Annotated in this window: 15 protein-coding genes and 1 tRNA gene; 12 read left to right on the plus strand and 4 right to left on the minus strand. The window is 62.4% G+C overall.

Going from position 1 to position 15,853, the window contains the following annotated elements; genetic code table 11:
- Positions 1-43 precede the first annotated feature (43 nt).
- From ACM6IP_RS11195 to ACM6IP_RS11205, 3 genes are all read left to right on the plus strand, one after another.
- A tRNA-Ser gene (locus tag ACM6IP_RS11195) sits at positions 44-133 on the plus strand.
- A gap of 154 nt (positions 134-287) precedes the next feature.
- Complete coding sequence (locus tag ACM6IP_RS11200) at positions 288-1,328, plus strand: acyltransferase family protein (protein WP_414861491.1); 1,041 nt, start codon at positions 288-290, stop codon at positions 1,326-1,328.
- A 167-nt stretch (positions 1,329-1,495) separates the two neighbouring features.
- Positions 1,496-2,308 carry an HNH endonuclease gene (locus tag ACM6IP_RS11205; RefSeq protein WP_414861492.1) on the plus strand — a complete coding sequence of 271 codons (813 nt, stop codon included), beginning with the start codon at positions 1,496-1,498 and terminating at the stop codon, positions 2,306-2,308.
- A 36-nt stretch (positions 2,309-2,344) separates the two neighbouring features.
- On the opposite strand, the gene ACM6IP_RS11210 is transcribed toward ACM6IP_RS11205, so the two are convergent.
- A complete protein-coding gene (locus ACM6IP_RS11210; protein ID WP_401130353.1) occupies positions 2,345-2,632 on the minus strand; it encodes a helix-turn-helix domain-containing protein in 288 nt (95 codons plus the stop codon).
- A gap of 176 nt (positions 2,633-2,808) precedes the next feature.
- Positions 2,809-3,927 carry a succinylglutamate desuccinylase/aspartoacylase family protein gene (locus tag ACM6IP_RS11215; protein WP_414861493.1) on the minus strand — a complete coding sequence of 373 codons (1,119 nt, stop codon included), beginning with the start codon at positions 3,925-3,927 and terminating at the stop codon, positions 2,809-2,811.
- A 250-nt stretch (positions 3,928-4,177) separates the two neighbouring features.
- On the opposite strand from ACM6IP_RS11215, the gene ACM6IP_RS11220 reads away from it, so the two are divergent.
- The 9 genes from ACM6IP_RS11220 (at position 4,178) to ACM6IP_RS11260 (ending at position 13,295) form a co-directional block, all read left to right on the plus strand.
- Positions 4,178-5,779: a 5-guanidino-2-oxopentanoate decarboxylase gene (locus ACM6IP_RS11220; RefSeq protein WP_414861494.1), complete on the plus strand. Its 1,602-nt coding sequence runs from the start codon at positions 4,178-4,180 to the stop codon at positions 5,777-5,779.
- Between the two features lie 34 nt (positions 5,780-5,813).
- Positions 5,814-7,397, plus strand: a complete 1,584-nt coding sequence (locus ACM6IP_RS11225; protein WP_159994271.1) for an amidohydrolase — start codon at positions 5,814-5,816, stop codon at positions 7,395-7,397.
- 49 nt (positions 7,398-7,446) lie between these two features.
- On the plus strand, positions 7,447-8,262 hold the full coding sequence (locus ACM6IP_RS11230) for an ABC transporter ATP-binding protein (RefSeq protein ID WP_269467580.1): 816 nt from the start codon (positions 7,447-7,449) through the stop codon (positions 8,260-8,262).
- 52 nt (positions 8,263-8,314) lie between these two features.
- The gene (locus ACM6IP_RS11235) at positions 8,315-9,091 is read left to right on the plus strand and encodes a transporter substrate-binding domain-containing protein (RefSeq protein WP_414861495.1); all 777 of its coding nucleotides are present in this window, start codon (positions 8,315-8,317) and stop codon (positions 9,089-9,091) included.
- Positions 9,092-9,127: 36 nt separating this feature from the next.
- Positions 9,128-9,841: an ABC transporter permease gene (locus ACM6IP_RS11240; RefSeq protein ID WP_095171710.1), complete on the plus strand. Its 714-nt coding sequence runs from the start codon at positions 9,128-9,130 to the stop codon at positions 9,839-9,841.
- Positions 9,842-9,853: 12 nt separating this feature from the next.
- The gene (locus tag ACM6IP_RS11245; protein WP_095171708.1) at positions 9,854-10,543 is read left to right on the plus strand and encodes an ABC transporter permease; all 690 of its coding nucleotides are present in this window, start codon (positions 9,854-9,856) and stop codon (positions 10,541-10,543) included.
- 49 nt (positions 10,544-10,592) lie between these two features.
- Entirely contained in the window at positions 10,593-11,774 is a 1,182-nt protein-coding gene (locus ACM6IP_RS11250; protein WP_095171706.1) for a pyridoxal phosphate-dependent aminotransferase, read from the plus strand.
- Between the two features lie 157 nt (positions 11,775-11,931).
- On the plus strand, positions 11,932-12,852 hold the full coding sequence (locus ACM6IP_RS11255; RefSeq protein ID WP_095171704.1) for a LysR substrate-binding domain-containing protein: 921 nt from the start codon (positions 11,932-11,934) through the stop codon (positions 12,850-12,852).
- Positions 12,853-12,929: 77 nt separating this feature from the next.
- Complete coding sequence (locus tag ACM6IP_RS11260; RefSeq protein ID WP_095171702.1) at positions 12,930-13,295, plus strand: 5-carboxymethyl-2-hydroxymuconate Delta-isomerase; 366 nt, start codon at positions 12,930-12,932, stop codon at positions 13,293-13,295.
- Between the two features lie 15 nt (positions 13,296-13,310).
- Here ACM6IP_RS11260 and ACM6IP_RS11265 read toward each other — a convergent pair whose 3' ends face one another.
- Both ACM6IP_RS11265 and ACM6IP_RS11270 read right to left on the minus strand, forming a co-directional pair.
- Positions 13,311-14,246: a LysR family transcriptional regulator gene (locus ACM6IP_RS11265; RefSeq protein ID WP_414861496.1), complete on the minus strand. Its 936-nt coding sequence runs from the start codon at positions 14,244-14,246 to the stop codon at positions 13,311-13,313.
- A 102-nt stretch (positions 14,247-14,348) separates the two neighbouring features.
- A complete protein-coding gene (locus ACM6IP_RS11270; protein WP_414861497.1) occupies positions 14,349-15,533 on the minus strand; it encodes a cyanate transporter in 1,185 nt (394 codons plus the stop codon).
- Between the last annotated feature and the right edge of the window lie 320 nt (positions 15,534-15,853).

Raw genomic sequence — 15,853 nt, forward strand, 5'->3', positions numbered from 1 at the left:
AGGGTTTGCATTCGGTGAACCTGCTGTTATGATGCGCGCCGTTGGAGAGATGCCAGAGTGGCCGAATGGGACGGATTCGAAATCCGTTGTACCTTCACCGGTACCTAGGGTTCGAATCCCTATCTCTCCGCCATTACACAGAAAAAGCCCCCGTCGCTGAAAAGCACGGGGGCTTTTTCGTTTTGCGGTTTTTAATTTTCTAGTCAGCACGAGGAATATAAAACCGTTCATCGCCAGGATTGGCTAGCATCAGCCGACTAGTCACGAAGAACACAGGGATGGTGTGGATGGAGCGATATTACGGCGTGCAATATCTGCGTGGCCTGGCGGCGGTGCTGGTGATCGTCTACCACTCCATGGTCATGTCGGTGGTCGCGCCCTACTTCAGTCATCCGGTGGGGGAGTTCGGGGTCGATATCTTTTTTGTGATCTCGGGTTTTGTCATGTGGGTCACCACCGAGGGCAAAGGCAAAAGTCCCCTGGGCTTCTGGCGCTCGCGCGTGCTGCGGGTGGTTCCGTTGTACTGGGTGTTTACCCTGATGCTGGTGGCCGCTGCACTGCTCCTGCCTGCGCTGTTCTTCAACTCGCGAGGCCTGGACGTGGGCTTTGTGCTCAAGTCGCTGCTGTTCATTCCTGCGCGCAACCCGGATGTGGGCGATATCACGCCGGTCTACACCATTGGCTGGACGCTGGTGTATGAGATGTTCTTCTACCTGGTGTTTGGCTTCTGCTTACTGGTGAAAGACCCGCGCCAGCGATTTTTCCTGGTGCTGGCGGTCTTTGCCGGTCTGGCATGCTGCGGGGCGCTTTTCAACTTTGCCGATCCACTGCTTTTCACCTACACCCAGCCGATCATGCTGGAGTTCGTGGCCGGGGTGGCACTGGGGTATTTTCGGGGGCGTTTGCCCAAGCTCAACTTGAGCATGGGCGGGCTTCTGGTGGTGTCTTCTATGGCGATGTTACTGCTGGTGGACGCGAACCAGGCTACGCGGTTCTGGATCTATGGACTGCCTGCGCTGCTACTGGTGGCAGGCGTTGTCGCGCTCGAGAAAACGATAAAAACCCAGGTGCGCTCGTTGCCGCTGTTCTTCGGGGAGGTGTCCTACTCGCTGTACCTTTCCCATCCGATTTCCCAGCGGATCTGGTACGTGCTCTTTGTCTGGCTGTTCGGCCAGATACTCAACGAGCAACTGGCCCTCTATTACTTCGCAGGCTCGGTCACCGTGGGCATATTGGGGGGCGTGGTCTGTTACTACGTGCTGGAAAAACCCCTGGCCCGCCTGACCCGACCGCGAAGCCCCCTGGCACAGCCTGCCAACGCATTGTAGGACCGAGCAACGATCTCAAAAACACCACGCTCACTGTAGGCGCGAGCTCGCTCGCGAAGGTCTCAAACGCGCCACGTTTCTCCAGTGAGCAGGTACTTATGCTCGCGCCCATCGCGATCAGACGGATCGCCGTCCGGCTCGCTCTCACAGAAGGGGGTGGGCTGCCTATGGCTATTCGCTACGGCGAGCGTTTACCGCAGTCCGATCTCTTGAGTAATGGCAATTCAGTTCATTTTTTAAAAGGGAAAACTATGGCGAACCTGCTCACTACTCATCAAATTCAAAGTGCATACGATGTGGCTGTTCAAGTGTTTGAGCAGTCATTGACGATCAAGCAAGGTGTTGACCGGTTAGTGGGTGAAAAGGTTGGCGCCACTTACGCCAATGACCTGATCAACGTCTACCGGATAATGCGGCAAGGGAAATGTTACCACCGCGCGATCAACGTCGAGACGACTCAGCTTTATCTGCACCGTACATACCAAGACGCTGGTATACAGGCACTGACGCAGGCGTTGAAGGCCACAAGACTTCACATTCATTACTATGAGCAGCTTCGCAAGCTGACCTTGCGTAAGCTCCGTGAGGTGGTGGCAAACGCTGAGCTACTCATCGATCACCCTGGAGGTACAGTCGCCCAGTATCTTGCTGTGTCCGAGGCTGAGGTGCGGGTATCCTCGAATGATACTTCTGCAGCAAGATTGGCCAGACTGGCAAAGAAAAAGGACGTAGTCCCTGTTCAGTTCACGCTCACTGCGACGTACTTTGTAAGAGATCCCGACGTAGTGGCTGAGGCTCTATATCGGGCTGGCGGATCATGCGAAGTTTGTAAAAAACTGGCACCTTTCAACCGCAAGTCAAACGGCACGCCCTATCTAGAAGTCCATCATCTGGTCCGCCTTGCGGATGGTGGATTGGACAATCTTGCCAATGTTGCGGTGCTCTGCCCGAACTGCCATCGCCAAGCCCATTTCGGTTGAGCTCAGGTTTTTTGGGGGAGGAGGGAGATCATCCATTCAACCGGCCAACGCATTCAAGACATGCACCGGATCATTGTGTATGGCTTTGAGCAAAGCCTTGGCCGGACCTGTCGGCTCACGGCGACCTTGCTCCCAATTGCGCAAGGTGCCAAGTTGCACATCAATCAGCGCCGCGAACTTGGCCTGTGTCAGGCCGGTCGCTTTGCGGATTTGTTTGACCTGCAGGGCGTCTACATGAAATTCACAGGAGGGGCGGCGTTCCCCTCGGACGATTTCGTCCATCTGCTGCACACTTTCCATTAGCTCATCAAAAAACTTGCTCATGGTTATCTCCAATATTCGATGGCAGTCTTCAGCGCTTTGCGCCTGTCGGTAGCCAGGGCGTGTACGCCAATGGCTTACTTCCAGGCAATCCTATTCCGCCTTTGAGCGACTTTCATCTATTCGGTTGTAACGGCGAATTAAGCAGTGCTCTACGCAATGGTGCGCAACACAACTCATCACGCCGAAACCACCACCCCACCCGCCAACGGCACCGCTCCCGCCACCTTGCACAGCTCCACCCCCGCCGCGGCAAAGCGGATGGCGCTGCGCATGTACATCACTCCGCTTGTGGTGCTGCACACCACCTGGGTCGTGCCGCTGATGGGGTCAATGATGTGGACCACCGGTTGCTCGCACTCGATCCAGGCTCCCGGGCTGTGCAGGAACACCACCAGCCCGGCGCACGGGGCGCGTAGGGTCAGGGAGCCGTCGAAGGGGGTGATGGGCTGGAGCAGGGCGGGTAGCGGCGGCGCGGTGCCGGCGAGCAGGCCGCGGTGTTGCAGGAAGGCGTAGAGCGCGGCAGCGTCCTGGCTGGCCAGTGGGTGCTCGACTTGCGCTTCACCCCGCAGCTCGACGGTGGCGGCGACGCAGCCGGGGGGAATCGGGAAGCGGCCGGCGAACTGTTGCGCCAGGCGCCACCAGGGTTGACCGCAGGCTTCATCGAACGAGCCGGCACCGGTGCCGCTGGCCAGCAGGGTGGCCTGGGCGCCGATGTAGCGGGCCAGCGGTTCGAGTTGGGCCTGATAGGGGGTTTCGCCGTACAGGTGGACCACCGCCTGGGCGTCGCAATGCAGGTCGAGGACGAAGTCGGCGTCGTGGGCCAGCAGCAATTGCGCCTGGCGCAGGGAGTCGAGCTCGCTGCCCGGCAGCATCCCGTGCAAGGCCGCGGCCATGGCGCGGCGAATCAGTTGCAGGTTGTGTTGCGGATCGTCGTTGAGCTCATCACCAAGCTGCGCCTGGATCATCTGCGCCAAATCCGGGTAACGCCGGTTGAAGTTCTCGCCACTGTTGAAGTCAAAACGGCCCATGGCATCGTGCATCAGCGTCTGTTCCAGGCCGATCGGGTTGGCGATCGGCACCAGCACGATTTCCCCGAGGATCTCGCCACGGGCCTCGGCCTCGTCCAGCAGCAAACGCAAATGATGCAGCGCGAGCATGCCGGGCAACTCGTCGGCGTGCAGGCTGGCTTGCAGGTACACCTTGCCGGCGCCCCCGGGCTGACCGTAATGCAGGCTGATCAGCTGGCGCTGGGTGCAGGGATTGCGGGTCAAGAGGGGCTGGTGCCGGACAAGCATGGGGTCTTCCTTATGGGGGCCGTCGCAGCATCTTTATGAAAATGCCCAACCCCCACAATCGAATAATTTGCCCATCACTGGTGAGCAATATGATCCTTTCGCCCCCCTCATCGACGGTCGATCTGTTCAATTAAATTGGACAAAGACGCAAATTTATTTCGATTGATGTAATTGTTTTGTCACCAATACTAGAGCCCTCGAATCAGGCCGCGCATGCCTGACATAACCATAACAATACAGAGGTGCTCGCATGACCAGTTGTGCCCAGGCGCTCGTCCAGTTACTCGAAGGCTACGGCGTGGAGTCGGTGTTCGGCATTCCCGGCGTGCACACGGTCGAGCTGTATCGCGGATTGCACGGCAGTTCGCTGCGCCACATCAGCCCACGGCACGAACAGGGCGCCGGGTTCATGGCCGACGGTTATGCCCGCGCCAGCGGCAAGCCCGGGGTGTGCTTCATCATTACCGGCCCCGGCATGACCAACATCCTCACCGCCATGGGCCAGGCCTACGCCGACTCAGTGCCGATGCTGGTGATCTCCACCACCAGCCGTCGCGAACACCAGCGCCTGGGCCATGGCTATCTGCATGAAATGCCCGACCAGCGTGCCGTCGTCTCCGGGGTTTGCGCCTTCAGCCATACCCTGCAACGCCCGCAGGAATTGCCCGAAGTGCTGGCCCGTGCCTTTGCGCTGTTCAGTTGCGCGCGGCCACGGCCGGTGCATATCGAAATCCCTCTCGACGTGCTGGAGATGCCGGCCGATGGCCTCGACTTGCGTCCGCGCACCTTGCCGCAAGCCCCAGCCCCGGCCGCACTGAACATCGACGCGGCGGTGCAACTGCTGGCTGCCGCGCGTAAGCCGCTGATCCTTGCCGGTGGCGGTGCCCGGCGTGCTGGCCCGTTGCTGCAAGCGCTGGCCGAGCGGCTGCAGGCCCCCGTGGCCCTGACCACCAATGCCCGTGGCCTGCTGGCGCCGGAGCATCCGTTGCTGCTCGATGGCGTGCAGTCGTCGGCCCATGGCCGGGCGCTGTTTGCCGAGGCGGATGTGGTCCTGGCGGTCGGCACTGAGTTGGGCGAAACCGACTACGACTTCTTTGGCCTCGGGCCGCTGGTCTTGAATGCACCGCTGATTCGCCTCGACATCGACCCACTGCAGATTCTCGGCGCAGCCCGTGCCGATGTCGGTTTGCTGGGGGACGCCGGGCAAGGTCTGCAGGCACTCTTGAGCGCCGTGCCCGAGCGCCCCGCCAGTGACTGGGCCGGCCTTGGCGTGGCGCGGGTCAATGCCGCCGAGCGGGCGAGCTGGAGCCCCAAGCAAAACGTCATGCAGCAGATGCTCGACACCCTGCGCGACAGCCTGCCGGCGCCGATTGTGGTCGGCGACTCGACCCAACCGGTGTATCAGGGCGCGTTGGGCTACCGGGCGCCGCAAGCCAACAGCTGGTTCAACGCCGGCACCGGTTTCGGCACCTTGGGCTACGGCTTGCCGGCGGCGATCGGCGCCAAGCTGGCGATGCCCGAGCGCCCGGTACTGGCAGTGGTGGGGGATGGCGGGGTGCAGTTCTCCAGCGCCGAGTTGATCGCCGCGCGTGAGGCCGAGGCAGGGGTGATCGTGGTGCTGTGGAACAACCACTGCTACGCCGAGATCCGCGACTACATGACCGCCCGCGAGATCCCGCCACTGGGCGTCGACATCCTGCCACCGGACTTCGCCGCGCTGGCCAAGTCCTGCCACGTCCAGCACCAGTCCGTTAGTAGCCGCGAGCAGTTGCGCGAAGCGCTGATCCGCCTGGCCGACACCCGCCAGCCGGTCCTGCTGGAACTGGACGCCGCCGCCTTCCTGTCTGCCTGAGCATCAATTCGCCGAATCTGTGGGAGAGAGCCGCATGGAATTGCAGAAAAGATTTGCCCGTAAATGGATCGACCAGCACCGCCAGCAGTTGTCCGATTGGCACCAGATCATCTGGCACTACGCGGAACCGGCGTTTCGCGAGTACAAGTCCTGCGCCTGGTATGTAGAGCTGCTGCGCAAGGAAGGTTTCACCGTGGAAGAGGGCAGTGGCGGCATGCCGACCGCCTTCTGCGCCACCTTCAGCAACGGCAATGGCCCAGTGTTGGCGACCTATGCCGAGTACGACGCGGTCCCTGGCAATTGCCAGGCCGCGACCACCCGAAAGATGCCGCGTGACGGCCTGTCGCGGTTTGCCCCCGGGCACACCGACCCGCATTCGGCACTCGGCATCAGTGCCCTGGGTGGGGTGCTGGCGGCCAAGGCGGCGATGCTCGAGTTTGGCATCCAGGGCACCATCCGCTTCTTCGGTGAGCCGGCAGAAAAGCTGCGCGCCTCCAAGCCGGTGCATGCCGCCAAGGGTTACTACGACAACCTGGATGCGGCCATCAGTTTTCACCCCACCTACATGCTGCCGCTGAACAACACCACCACCTGGGATACCCATTGCGGAATCGCCTACGCCTACATCTACAGTTTCACCTGCGAAGACCCGCAGAACTGGATCGCCGCCGACCGCTACAGCCCCATCCCGCAGAACCACCTGGCAGCCCGCGCGCCGGGGGCCAACGATGCGCTGATGCACTTCTACAACCTCAATGAAAGCCTGCGCCGTTCGACCCTGCCGTTCACTGGCCTATGGAGCTACAACGAAGCCATCCTCACTGCCGGCCAGGCCACCGCCGACAACCTGCCGCCGCACCTGTCGCAGATCCAGTACCTGCTGCGTTGCGACTCGATCGAGCAGGCCGAAACCATTTCCTCGGTGATGGACAACAACGCTGCCGCCGCGGCAATGGCCACCGGTTGCCAATGGAAAAAGACCTGGGTGTGCAAGTCCCGTGGCGGCCTGGCCAACCATGTGCTGGCCCAGGCCACCTACGACAACCTGGCCGCCATCGGTGCGCCGCAATGGGGCCTGGAAGCCTGCGAGATCGCCCGCGACATCCAGCGCAACCTGGGCCTGGAACCGATGGCCGAACCCTTCCTGCCAGCCATCGAACAATTGATCGAGCCGCAGGAGTGCGAACGCCAGATGCGCCTGCAAATGCCGGCCTGGCAGAAGTACCTGACCTCCGACGACTACCCCGAATACACCTGGCATTGCCCGACCGTGCGCCTGCTCGTCGCGCGGCCGATGCTCTCTGCGCCCGCCGGCCATGTCTATCCAGACTGGGTCTCCAACGCCCTGGGCGGCATCCCGCAGACCATCGACCCGATGATCGACGTGGCGGCCAAAACCATCGCCAGCACCTTGCTCGACCTGTTCTGCAACGACGACCTGCTGGCGGCGGCCAAGGCCGAGTTCAACCAGCGCACCGGCGGTGGCATCGGTGGCGAGCATTGGCAGGCGCCCCTGTTGCCCGCCGACTTCCAGGCGCCGCACCGTTTCCGCTGGCCGGAGTACATCACCACCGTACGCGGTGAGGAGTGGTGGATCCCGGCGCGCGAGGACGAGTAATGCCCCGCAGCCCTGCGTACCGCAACCCCCCGTATTCGAGGAGCCAGACGTGCAAGCACTCACCAACGTGAACATCCCGCAGCCGGCAGCGGACACCTCGGTCGTCGCCATCGACGACCTGCACAAAAGCTACGCCGACCACCACGTCCTCAAGGGCATTTCGATGCGCGCCAAGGAGGGCGAGGTGGTCTCGCTGATCGGCTCCAGCGGCTCGGGCAAGAGCACGCTGCTGCGCTGCATCAACCTGCTGGAGATTCCCTGCAGCGGCAGCCTGCGCATCAATGGCGAAGAAGTACGCCTGAAGACCGGACGCCATGGGGTCGCGCAGGTCGCCGATCCGCGTCAGGTCGAGCGCCTGCGCACCCGCCTGAGCATGGTGTTCCAGAGCTTCAACCTGTGGCCGCACCGCACAGTGCTGGAGAACGTCATCGAAGCCCCGGTCTATGTGCTCGGAGAGGACCGCAAGGAAGCCACCGCCCACGCCGAGCAACTGCTGGAAAAAGTCGGCCTGATCGACAAGCGCAATGCCTACCCGGCGTTTCTGTCGGGCGGCCAGCAACAGCGCGTGGCCATCGCCCGGGCCCTGGCCATGCGCCCGCAAGTGATGCTGTTCGATGAGCCGACCTCGGCCCTCGACCCGGAGCTGGTGGGCGAAGTGTTGCGGGTGATCCAGGGCATCGCCGAGGAAGGCCGCACGATGATTCTGGTGACCCACGAAATGGCCTTTGCCCGGGATGTGTCGAGCAAGGTGATTTACCTGCACCAGGGCCGGGTCGAGGAAGAAGGTCCGCCCCAACAGGTACTGCTGGATCCGCGCAGCGAACGCTGCCGGCAATTTGTCATGGCCCAGGACAACCGCGGGTAATCGCGTCGGTTTTTTCAACCTCGATAACAACAACCTGAAAGAGGCACCCTGCATGAAAAAAACTCTGTTGGTTACCCTGCAAGCCTGCTTGCTGGCCGGCATCGCGAGCAGCGCGATGGCCGCGGACAAACTGGTGTTCGGCATCGCCCTGGAACCCTATCCGCCGTTCTCGTTCAAGAGCGGCAAGGGCGATTGGAGCGGCTTCGAGCCGGAGATGATCACCGCCGTCTGCGCCCGCATGCAGGCCGAATGCAGTCTCAATGAAATGTCCTGGGACGGTCTGATCCCTGCGCTCAAATCGCAGCAGGTCGACGTGGTGCTCAACTCCCTGTCGATCACCCCCGAGCGTCAACAGGTGATCGACTTCACCCAGCCGTACTTCTTCACCCGCGCCCTGTGGATCGGCGAGCGCAACCTGGAACTGGACCCGACCCCGGCCGGCCTCAAGGGCAAGATCATCGGCGTGCAGGGTTCCACCACCCACGCCGCCTTCGTCAAGAAGTACTACGCCGAGGACTCGACCATCCGTTACTACAACGACCAGGACGACCTCCTCGCCGACCTGCGCAGCGGACGTGTCGACATCATGCTGGCCGACCAGTTGGTGGTCGAGCCGCTGCTCGAACTGCCAGACAACGCCATGCTCGCGAGCAAGGGCGTGGCTCCGCTCGACCCCTTGTTCGGTGACGGCGTGGGTGCGGGCGTGCGCAAGGGCAACGAAGCCCTGCGTGAGCGTCTGAACGTGGCCCTGCAATCGCTGCGAACCGACGGCAGCTACGAAAAAATCCGTGAGCGCTATTTCAAGACCGATATCTCGGCCCTCGAGTAAGCCGGTACCTCAAGCAAACCCAGCGAAGGTGTGCTCATGACTGTTTCTGAAATTTCCCGGCTGTTTTTTGCCGACGGTTGGCTCCAGGCCCTGGCGCAGGGCATGGTGAAAACCCTGGGTATTTCCCTGGGCGCCTTTGTCCTGGGTCTGTCTATCGGCCTGATCGTGGCCATGGTCAAACTCAAGGGACCACGCTGGATGGTGGTCTGTGCCAATTGCTACACCACGCTGTACCGCGCAGTGCCGGAGCTGTTGCTGATCCTGCTGCTGTATTACGCCGGTGCCGACCTGATCAACCTGACGATGGCGGCGCTCGGTCAACCGAGTGTCGAGATCAACGGGTTCATGGCCGCCGTGGTGGTGCTGGGCATTGTGCAGGGCGCGTACTCGGGGGAGATCATCCGCGGGGCGATCGAATCGATTCCCCACGGCCAGATCGAAGCCGCGCGCTCCTATGGCATCAATCGCTTGATGCTGGTGCGCCGGGTAATCCTGCCGAGCATGCTGCCGTTCGCCATCGCCGGCCTGTCCAACCTGTGGCTGGTGCTGGTCAAGGAAAGCGCGCTGATCAGCGTGGTCGGCTATAGCGAACTGCTGACTGCCGGGCGCCAGGCTGCGGCCTCGACCAAACACTACTTGCTGTTTTACCTCGCGGTCGCGGCGTTCTATTACCTGATCACGCTGGTTTCCAGTTCGGTGTTCCGGCAGGTCGAAGTTCGCTTCGAACGCTGGATGCCACGGCACTCATAGGGAAGGGCAGGCATGGACTTTCAGTGGTTGAGCAGTTTTTACAACGAGTTGGTCAAGGGTGCAGGGCTGACCCTGCAGCTGTTGCTGATCTCGGGTTTCTTCGGGTTCCTGATGGCGGTTGGCGTGGCCCTGGGGCGCCTATCGAAGAACCGTTTCCTGGCCAACGGCCTGCGGTTCTACACCAGCGTCCTGCGTGGCACGCCCTTGCTGGTGCAGATCTACGTGCTTTACTACGGCGTGGGTAGCCTGTTCGCTACCTTCCCGTTGATTCGCGGCAGCATGTTCTGGCCGTACTTGCGTGAAGGTTTCTGGTACGTTGCGTTTGCCCTGACCCTGAGCGTTTCGGCGTATGTCGGCGAAGTGCTGCGCGGTGGTTTGCGCGCAGTACCGCGTGGCGAGCTGGAAGCGGGGCGGGCCTATGGCATGCGGCCCTGGCTGGTGCTGCGGCGAGTATGGATGCCGCGTGCCTTGCAGATGCTGCGCCCGACCCTGGCAGGGGAGAGCGTGATGCTGCTCAAGGCCACGGCGCTGGCTTCCACCGTTGCGGTCACCGACTTGCTCGGTGCGGCCAACCTGGTGCGTGCGCAAACGTTGCGAGTCTATGAGCCGCTGCTGGTGGTGGCGGTGATTTACATCATTCTGGCGATCTTGATCGAACAAGGCTTTGCCCGTATCGGCAAAACGCCCCAACGACAGGCCTGACTTCACGCTGTGTTGATACGTCGGCCCGAGGGCTCACAAGGAGTTTTTCATGAAATATTCGTCCATGGTCCAGCGCATCAGCGGTGAGACGGTCAGCGCCTGGGACATTCACTACGCCGCGTGTGATGCGCAGGCTCGGGGTGAAGATGCCATCGTCCTGAGTATCGGCGATCCGGACTTCGCCACCGCCGACGAGATCTGCGCGGCCGCGATCCAGGCCCTGAACGAAGGCGACACTCACTACTGCCACGTGATCGGCCGCCCGGCCTTGCGCGAGGCGATTGCCGCCAAGCAGACGGCCTTGCTCGGCCAGCCGGTGTCCGCCGCCAACGTGGCCCTGGTGGCTGGTGCGCAGAATGGTTTGTACGCCACCGCCATGTGCCTGTTCGAAACCGGCGATGAGGTGCTGGTGCCGGCGCCGATGTACCTGACCTACGAGGCCAGCATCCAGGCCAGCGGTGCCCGCCTGGTGCCGATTGCCCAACCGGCGGAAAACGATTTCCGCTTGACCCTGGCCGCCATCGAGGCGGTGGTGACCGACAAGACTCGCGGCATCGCCCTGGCCACGCCCAACAACCCCACCGGCAACGTCTACACCCGCGAGGAACTGGAAGCGGTGGCCCTGGTGGCCCAGCGGCACAACCTGTGGGTGATCAGTGACGAGGTCTACGGCCAGCTCACCTACGATCGTGCGCACCAGAGCGTGGCGACCCTGGAAGGCATGGGCGAACGCACCGTGGTGCTCAACAGCCTGTCCAAGTCCCATGCCATGACCGGTTGGCGGGTCGGCTGGGTGGTCGGGCCACAGGAACTGATCGGCCATCTGGATAACCTGCTGCTGTGCATGCTGTATGGCTTGCCGGGCTTCATCCAGGCCGCCGCGTTGAAGGCGCTGGAGCTGGATGAGCAGGTGGTCGGCCAGGCGCGCGAGTTGTATCGCCGTCGGCGTGACCTGGTGGTCGCCGGGTTGCGCAACGTGCCGCTGCTCAAGTGCAAGGTGCCCGAGGCCGGCATGTTCATGCTGGTGGATGTGCGGGATACCGGCCTGTCGAGCACCGACTTCGCCTGGCAGCTGTTCCGCGCCACGGGTGTCTCGGTACTCGATGCCAGCGCCTTTGGGGCCAGCACCGCCGGTTTCGTGCGGATCTCCTTCACCGTCTCCGATGCCGCGTTGAGCGACGCCTGTGGGCGTATCGCCGGCTTTATCGAAGGGCTTCAGGCGCGCAACTGACGGTAGCGCCCGGCATCCGGCGACCTGCGTGAGCGGGCCGCCGGGTGTTGGCTAGCGGATGTTTGCCCACGGGTGTGCAATCAATCGTCGATGTCGATGGACGGCACTCCCCACGGCTTCCTAAACTGTCGCCAGTCTTGGGGACTGGGGGCGGTAGATGAATCGCAATGAACTGCGCAAGGCCGACATCAACCTGATGGTGGTGTTTGAAACGCTGATGCTTGAACGCAACGTGACACGCGCGGCGGAAAAGCTGTTTCTCGGCCAGCCCACAATCAGCTCGGCACTCAATCGCCTGCGAGTCATGCTCAACGACCCGCTGTTTATCCGGGTCGGTCACCGCATGGAGCCTACGGCGCGGGCCGAGGAGCTGATCCAGCATCTGTCTCCGGCGCTCGACGCCTTGTCTTCGGCCCTGAGCCTGACCCGCGAGTTCGATCCCGCCAGCAGCACCATGACCTTTCGCATCGGCCTGTCCGATGACGTCGAGTTCGGCCTGCTGCCACCGTTGTTGCGCGCCTTGCGCCAGGAAGCGCCGCAGGTGGTGTTCGTGGTGCAGCATGTTGACTACTGGCGGATTCCCGACTTGCTGGCGTCAGGCGATATCACCGTCGGCATCAGCCAGACCCGTGGCCTGCCGGCCAATGCCAAGCGCAAGTTGTTGCGCCACATCCAGCCCAGCATCCTGCGTGCCGATGCCTCGGACACGCCGCTGACCCTCGACGAATACTGCGCCCGGCCCCATGTGCTGGTCTCGCACACCGCCAACGTCAGCGGCTTTGCCGATGAGTGGCTGGCCGAGATCGGCCGCACCCGCCAGGTGGTGTTATCGGTGCCGCAATACAGTGCCTTGCCGGCCTTGTTGGCGGGCACCGACTTGATCGCCAGCCTGCCGGACTACACCGCCGCAGCCATGGCTGCCTCGGGGCAATTGTTCAAGGAACCGTTCCCGTTCCACACCCCGACCCTGGACCTGTCCATGGTCTGGCTCAGCCATGTCGACACCGACCCGGCCGAGCGTTGGCTGCGCTCGCGCCTGGAAGCCTTCATGAGCGACCGCGGGGCGCCGCAGATCTAGGCCAATGTCGCAGAGGGCGGTAGGAGCGGTCTGTGCTATACGTAGGCACTTTGATGGTTAACCCAAGGAGCACTGCAATGCCTCACCTGCACATGGAATACACCGACAACCTGCCAGGGCTCAACGCGGACGTGGCACTGCTGCGTTTCAACCACGCGCTGGCCGGTTCCGGGCAGTTTGCCGATGAGTTCGACATCAAGAGTCGGGCCATGCAGGTGGGCGCATTCCGTGTAGGTACCGGCATGGGCGAGCGGGGCTTCGTGGCGTTGCGCCTGGCGATACTCAGTGGCCGTTCACCGGCGATCAAGAAGCAATTGTCCGATAGCCTGCTGGCGGTCCTGCAGGACTTGTGCGAATGGCCGGCCGGGGTCGAGGTGCAACTGTCCGTCGAAGTCCTGGACATTGACCGCGAGTCCTACACCAAGACCGCCATCGGTCGCTGAGACCCGCCGCACCCTTCACTCCAGCGGTTGCGCGACACAGGCCTCGATCACCTGCTCGCGCAGCCAGGTGTTGGCGCTGTCCAGGTCGCTGGCCTCGCTCCACAGCATGTCCAAGCTGAACCTCGGCAGACCCTGGGGCGCCTCGTAATGGCTGAACCCGGGTTCGCTGGCCAGCAACTGCTGGATACGCCGCGGCATGGCCAGCAGGTAATCGGTGCCGACAATCAACTTCAGCGCCGCACTGTAGCTGTTGGCGCGGGCGACAACCTGCCGTTTGTGGGCCTGCTGCGCAAGCCAGCCATCGACCATGTTGGTGCTGGACGTCCAGGGCGTGGGAAAGACATGCCGGCGCTGGACGAAATCCTGCAGGCTGAAGCGCGGCGTCGGGTGCGGGGCGTGCTGGTCGACCACGCACACCAGGTCATCGCTGAGCAAAACCTGGGACTTGAAGTCACTGTGGTGCTGATGAAAATTAGGGCCGAAGCCGATCACCAGATCGATGCGGCCGTCGCGCAGTTCTTCGGCGGGAATCTCACTTTCGAGTTTGTGCACATTGATGGTCACCGGCAGGTCGACCTGGGCGAAGCGTCGCAGCAGGCGCGGCAGGACCAACTGTTCGAAGTACTCCGGGGCGCAGAGGTTGAAGGTCACGGCCCGCCGAGTCGGGTCGAACGCCTGGACCCCGGCATGGCACAGGTTGATGCTCTCGATGATCTGCAGCACATGGGGGTACATGCTGCTGGCCCTGTCCGTCGCGCGCATGCCGGTCCGGGTGTTGATGAACAACTCGTCCTCGAAACTGGTGCGCAATTTCTTCAGGCAATAACTCACGGTGGACTGGCTGACGCACAAGGCGTCGGATACGCCGCTGACATTGCACTGTTCATACACCGCGATGAACACCATCAGGTCCTGCATATCGAGCTTGCGCAGCAAGTTACTGTTGAGCATCCATAACGTCCGTTCAGCGGCGTGTGCAGGTTGCGCACACGCCTGGACCAGGGATGCTAACGGAAGGCGCGGCTCAGGACCATGCGCCGCAGACTCGGCTGCTCAGTCGATGTGCCTGGCGTAGTGGCGTGGGTCGAAGCGCAGGACCATCAGCATCATCACCAGCACCACCGCGGTCAGGGCCCACCAGGCCCATTCGAAACTGCCTAGTTGATCGCGGATCATCCCGGCAATCAGCGGCGAAACCCCGGCAATCAGGTAGCCGATGCCTTGCACGAAGGCCGTCAGGCCGCCGGCGCGCTGGGGATGGTCGAGGTGGTCCAGCGAGACGATCAGGCTCATTGGAAACAACCCGCCGATGCCCAACCCCAAAAGGCAAGGCCAGAGCAGGCTCAGGGACTCTGGGCTGAGGATCAGCCCGCAGAAACCGGCGACGATCAGGCCCAGCAACACCATCAGCACCAGGCGTTTGTCGCGGCAGCGGTTGGCCAGGGCCGGGGTCAACAGGCCGGAGATCACTTCCATGGCGGTGAGAAACCCCAGCACCAGGCCGGCACTCTGTTCACTCCAGCCTTTCTCCACGTAGTAGGGCGCCAGCCATGCCAACACGCAGGTGTAGGACGCCGTGCCCAGGCCAAAGAAGATGGCCAGCAACCAGGCGCGGGGATTACCGGCAAAGGACGTGTTGTTGACGGTTGGGTTGGCCTGGGGGGCGATGGCCGAACGTTGGGCGTACCAGAACAGCAAGGCGACAACCGCCAGTGCCGCCCAGATCGCCAGGCCGATGCGCCAACTGCCGGTGTTGATCATCACCAGGGGCGCGAATGAGGCGGCAATGGCAGCGCCGGCCATGATCGAGGTGACATACAGGCCCATGAACAGCGAGACGTTATCGCTGAAGCGGGATTTGATCAGGGCCGGCAGCAGTGCCTGGATCAGGGCGATGCCGATGCCGGCCAGGACGGCGCTGAAGATCAGTTCGGCGGCCGAGTCGAGGAATAACCGGGAGGCGGTGGCCAGGCCGATGATCAGCAGCGACAGGACCACGGTGCGGTGTTCGCCCAGGTGGCGGCTGATGCGCATGCCGAAGAACATCGCCAGCCCCATGGCCATGACCGGCAGCATGGTGAGCAGGGCGGCGAGGCTGAAGCTCAGGGGGATGTCGCTGCGGATGCCGGTCAGTAGTGGGCCGATGGCGGCCATGGACGGGCGTAGGTTCAGGGCGACGAGAACGACGGCTAGCATCAGCCAGATCGCGGGGCGGGAGGTGGCACGTACGGTTTGCATAATCGGACCTTGGGGGGATAGGGCTGGATTAGGCGGGTAGGGGGTGGGTGGCGGCAAATCAGAAAGTCTGCGGGGAGATTTAGAAATTAAATGTGTTGGGGGTGGAGGCCGGCCTGTTTTGTCTGGGGGGAACGCATTTCCCTGTGGGAGCGGGCTTGCCCGCGATGGCGATCTCCCCCACACCACAGATCTCAGCAATCCCCCAATCCCCCGTAGCAGCTGTCGAGCCCGCGAGGCTGCGTTCGAGGACGCAGTCCTCGCAGGCTTGCAGGGGGAATGTTTAGCAAATCTGCAACCAAGGTTCTTCAAGTGTGGATTTA

Origin of the sequence: Pseudomonas sp. IT-P176 (assembly GCF_949767245.1) — a bacterium.
Classification (GTDB): Bacteria; Pseudomonadota; Gammaproteobacteria; order Pseudomonadales; family Pseudomonadaceae; genus Aquipseudomonas.

Coding starts and splice junctions, on each gene's coding strand:
- ACM6IP_RS11200 (WP_414861491.1), top strand. CDS start 288: ATGGAGCGATATTACGGCGTGCAATATCTGCGTGGCCTGGCGGCGGTG.
- ACM6IP_RS11205 (WP_414861492.1), top strand. CDS start 1,496: ATGGCTATTCGCTACGGCGAGCGTTTACCGCAGTCCGATCTCTTGAGT.
- ACM6IP_RS11210 (WP_401130353.1), bottom strand. CDS start 2,632: ATGAGCAAGTTTTTTGATGAGCTAATGGAAAGTGTGCAGCAGATGGAC.
- ACM6IP_RS11215 (WP_414861493.1), bottom strand. CDS start 3,927: ATGCTTGTCCGGCACCAGCCCCTCTTGACCCGCAATCCCTGCACCCAG.
- ACM6IP_RS11220 (WP_414861494.1), top strand. CDS start 4,178: ATGACCAGTTGTGCCCAGGCGCTCGTCCAGTTACTCGAAGGCTACGGC.
- ACM6IP_RS11225 (WP_159994271.1), top strand. CDS start 5,814: ATGGAATTGCAGAAAAGATTTGCCCGTAAATGGATCGACCAGCACCGC.
- ACM6IP_RS11235 (WP_414861495.1), top strand. CDS start 8,315: ATGAAAAAAACTCTGTTGGTTACCCTGCAAGCCTGCTTGCTGGCCGGC.
- ACM6IP_RS11240 (WP_095171710.1), top strand. CDS start 9,128: ATGACTGTTTCTGAAATTTCCCGGCTGTTTTTTGCCGACGGTTGGCTC.
- ACM6IP_RS11245 (WP_095171708.1), top strand. CDS start 9,854: ATGGACTTTCAGTGGTTGAGCAGTTTTTACAACGAGTTGGTCAAGGGT.
- ACM6IP_RS11250 (WP_095171706.1), top strand. CDS start 10,593: ATGAAATATTCGTCCATGGTCCAGCGCATCAGCGGTGAGACGGTCAGC.
- ACM6IP_RS11255 (WP_095171704.1), top strand. CDS start 11,932: ATGAATCGCAATGAACTGCGCAAGGCCGACATCAACCTGATGGTGGTG.
- ACM6IP_RS11260 (WP_095171702.1), top strand. CDS start 12,930: ATGCCTCACCTGCACATGGAATACACCGACAACCTGCCAGGGCTCAAC.
- ACM6IP_RS11265 (WP_414861496.1), bottom strand. CDS start 14,246: ATGCTCAACAGTAACTTGCTGCGCAAGCTCGATATGCAGGACCTGATG.
- ACM6IP_RS11270 (WP_414861497.1), bottom strand. CDS start 15,533: ATGCAAACCGTACGTGCCACCTCCCGCCCCGCGATCTGGCTGATGCTA.